The sequence below is a fragment of the Synechococcus sp. R6-10 genome (genome assembly GCF_047461815.1).
Classification (GTDB): domain Bacteria; phylum Cyanobacteriota; class Cyanobacteriia; order Thermostichales; family Thermostichaceae; genus Thermostichus.
On the sequence record NZ_JANSHW010000261.1, the window covers coordinates 1 to 2,762 of the forward strand.

Below are 2,762 nucleotides of genomic sequence, written 5' to 3' on the forward strand. Positions count from 1 at the left end.
AAACACCCCCGCCCCCTCCCGTTACAGCGTTCTAATCTCAGACTTGGTGGAAGATGGCAGCCACAACTTCCTGCTGGATGATGAACCCACCGTGGTGAGCAACCGCAGCATGGGGCATGAGCTGGCCCCCGAAGCCCAAATACAGCGCCTGAGTGCCCAGTTAACCGCTGCCTACAACCGCATTGCCGCTCTGGAAGAGCAGCTCTTGGCCCAGCGCTTGCAACACTAGACTAAACCACTAAACTGACACTCATCTAGCAAGGCTTCAGCGGGGGGCAGCAGAGGGCTTGCCTTTGCGTTGCACATCCTGCATCTGGAAGCCGTGTTTGCGCAGCTCTTGATCCAGCACCAGCTCGTTTTCCACGTGATCCACAAACAACACACCGTTGAGGTGGTCGATTTCGTGCTGGATCACCCGCGCCAGCAAATCGTCCGCTCGAAAGGTGCGGGGCCGCCCCGTTTCATCCTTAAACGAAACCACAATCCCTTCTGGGCGCACGACCTCGCAAAACACCCCCGGAATGCTTAGACAACCCTCCTGCCCGGCAACGGCCTCGCCAATGTACTCCCGGATCTCCGGGTTGATCAGCACCAGCGGTGGCACCTCCGGCTTATCGGGATAAAGATCCACCACAATCATGCGCTTGGGAATGCCAACCTGCGGAGCCGCCAGACCAATCCCATCGAAGCTGTACATGGTCTGCAGCATGTCCCGGGCAAGCTGGCGGATCTCGTCGTTGACCTGGCTGATGCGCTTGGCCGGCTGCCGCAGCACCTTGTCCCCCATGCGATAAATGTGCAGGGGCGGATGCTTCAGCTTCACTTTAGGAACGGCAACAGAAAGGGTAGCCACCATCCGGCAGATCTCTTCAGAATAAACAGCAGGTATCGGGTCTGGATCCCCATTCTACATTCAGTCCTGGTTGTGCTGAAACCATTGTTGCCTAGCTCTCCTCTCCCTTTGAAGAGGGGGTAGAGGCTTGTTTGGGATGATCATGGCTCAGGGTTGCCGTCGCCAGCCTCTGGAAGTCGTTGGGCCTGTTGGTCAATTCCCTGCTTAAAGCCCAAGGCCACCAAAATATTGGAGAGGGTGAGAAAAGCCTCTGCCCCTCCATGCAAGGGATCCACATTGGCCAGGGAAGTGCCGTAGTGCATCTGAGCGTACAGCCCTGCCGGGATGCTGACGGCCACAAAGAGCAACAACAGCCAAAATCCAACCAAGGCCGAACGTGGGATCCGGCGCAGCCGCGACAGGAAGAATAAAAAGACCAGGTAGGGGAACAGAGAGAGGGCAAATAAACTGTTCATCGCCTAGTCGGGATCCCCCTTCTGTGCAGGCTCGTCGGCTCTCTCAGCTCGCCAAATGCGGTAGGCAGCCCAAGCCAGGGTACAGTTGCCCAGCAAGGTCAAGCTGGCCTGTGCAGTGACCACCCAGTCCAACTTGGGGTCGTTGTCAAACCAGTGCCAGGTGATTGCGCACATTGCCCCCGACAAAGCGGGCAGCATCGCCCAGCTCAAACTTCGCCATTCGGGCTGGCCCACCCGCTCCCCAAATTGCCACACGAGCACAATAGCAGCGATCCACTCCAAGACGCTGGCAATGTGAATCCACCAGGTGGGAAGCGAAAGGGCGTGCATCAGGCGCTGAGGGAATGACGCAGCAGTTGGCGGTAAGTGGCCTCCTGCAACAGCATTTGCTTGTGCAGTTTGACCAAAATGTCTTTGGCCTGCTCGGGGCTCATGCGAGAAACCAAGGTCTCGAAAGCCCGCTGGCGAAATTGCTGCTCCAAAGAAAGCTCTAGCGTTTCATCCATCATTATCACCTCAGGGTGCTCAGGTAGAGAGGTCTGCAAAGAGTTCCAACAGCGCAGATCTGGCCAGGTAGTGCAAGCAGGATAATACATATCTTAACAAATCGCAACAACGTGACAAGATGCTGGATCTCGACGTGCCGGAAGGGAGCTTGGCCGAGGCGAGGGCAGAGAACCTCAACCCAGTGGCAGAAAAAGTACAGGCCCGTCAAGTTGGACAAAGGTGCATTTTGGATGGGGAAGGGGGAAGATTTTCCGGCAGGGATCCCTTTACATCCCGTCATGTTCGGCGATTCGGCAGGGCTCCATGATAGAAGTGAAGTACTCTGGAGCTTTGTTGCCACCCTTGCTGATTGGTGACTTACTTTGCTTGAATTGCTATGACCATTTTTGTGGGAAACCTGAACTATAAAGCCTCAACAGAAGAACTAAAAGCTTTCTTCCAGCAGAGGTGGAACGTTAAGTCGGTTACAATCCCGATAGACCGAGAGACAGGTCAGACACGAGGCTTCGCGTTTGTGGATCTGGCAACCGAAGCTGAGGAGGACGAAGCCATCGAGAGCGCGAACGGGCAGGAATTCATGGGCCGGCCTCTGCGTTTGGATCGAGCCAGGCCCCGCCGCCAAGCCTAAGCAAAGATTGTTCAACTCTGGGTTCGCCATTCTGGACAACCAAAGGACTCCGTCCCGCTAACGCGAACGGCAAGGTTTATCCCAACAGATGGGAGAGCTGCAAAGTCTCCAAGAGCGCCCAAGATGGTAAGGTTGCTACATCTTTCCGACATTCATCTGGGCAGTGGTCTTGCCTACGGCCACATTAACCCAGCTACCGGCCTGAATACCCGTTTGGAAGATTTTGTAGCTTCTTTGCGCTTGTGCATTGACCATGCTCTCAACCAAGCGGTGGATCTGGTGTTGTTTGGGGGCGATGCTTTCCCCGATGCGACACCCC

Annotated in this window: 5 protein-coding genes and 2 pseudogenes; 3 read left to right on the plus strand and 4 right to left on the minus strand. The window is 55.8% G+C overall.

What is annotated here, in order from left to right; translation table 11 throughout:
- Positions 1-229: pseudogene (locus NW837_RS08120) on the plus strand (hypothetical protein); the annotation flags it as partial.
- Between the two features lie 36 nt (positions 230-265).
- On the opposite strand, the gene def reads toward NW837_RS08120, so the two are convergent.
- The 4 genes from def to NW837_RS08140 form a co-directional block, all read right to left on the minus strand.
- The gene (gene def, locus NW837_RS08125) at positions 266-856 is read right to left on the minus strand and encodes a peptide deformylase (protein WP_414330519.1); all 591 of its coding nucleotides are present in this window, start codon (positions 854-856) and stop codon (positions 266-268) included.
- Positions 857-993: 137 nt separating this feature from the next.
- The gene (locus NW837_RS08130) at positions 994-1,308 is read right to left on the minus strand and encodes a DUF3593 domain-containing protein (protein ID WP_414330521.1); all 315 of its coding nucleotides are present in this window, start codon (positions 1,306-1,308) and stop codon (positions 994-996) included.
- A 3-nt stretch (positions 1,309-1,311) separates the two neighbouring features.
- The gene (locus NW837_RS08135; RefSeq protein WP_414330523.1) at positions 1,312-1,638 is read right to left on the minus strand and encodes a DUF2499 domain-containing protein; all 327 of its coding nucleotides are present in this window, start codon (positions 1,636-1,638) and stop codon (positions 1,312-1,314) included.
- The gene (locus NW837_RS08140) at positions 1,638-1,817 is read right to left on the minus strand and encodes an NblA/ycf18 family protein (RefSeq protein WP_238376817.1); all 180 of its coding nucleotides are present in this window, start codon (positions 1,815-1,817) and stop codon (positions 1,638-1,640) included. The genes NW837_RS08135 and NW837_RS08140 overlap by 1 nt, the downstream gene beginning before the upstream one ends.
- Before the next feature lie 374 nt (positions 1,818-2,191).
- Here NW837_RS08140 and NW837_RS08145 point away from each other — a divergent pair, with 374 nt between their 5' ends.
- The gene (locus NW837_RS08145) at positions 2,192-2,443 is read left to right on the plus strand and encodes an RNA recognition motif domain-containing protein (RefSeq protein ID WP_011434316.1); all 252 of its coding nucleotides are present in this window, start codon (positions 2,192-2,194) and stop codon (positions 2,441-2,443) included.
- A 123-nt stretch (positions 2,444-2,566) separates the two neighbouring features.
- Positions 2,567-2,762 (plus strand): annotated as a pseudogene (locus NW837_RS08150) (DNA double-strand break repair protein Mre11); the annotation flags it as partial.

Excerpts from the sequence above, each read along its gene's own strand:
- def (WP_414330519.1), bottom strand. The coding sequence starts at position 856 with ATGGTGGCTACCCTTTCTGTTGCCGTTCCTAAAGTGAAGCTGAAGCAT.
- NW837_RS08130 (WP_414330521.1), bottom strand. The coding sequence starts at position 1,308 with ATGAACAGTTTATTTGCCCTCTCTCTGTTCCCCTACCTGGTCTTTTTA.
- NW837_RS08135 (WP_414330523.1), bottom strand. The coding sequence starts at position 1,638 with ATGCACGCCCTTTCGCTTCCCACCTGGTGGATTCACATTGCCAGCGTC.
- NW837_RS08140 (WP_238376817.1), bottom strand. The coding sequence starts at position 1,817 with ATGATGGATGAAACGCTAGAGCTTTCTTTGGAGCAGCAATTTCGCCAG.
- NW837_RS08145 (WP_011434316.1), top strand. The coding sequence starts at position 2,192 with ATGACCATTTTTGTGGGAAACCTGAACTATAAAGCCTCAACAGAAGAA.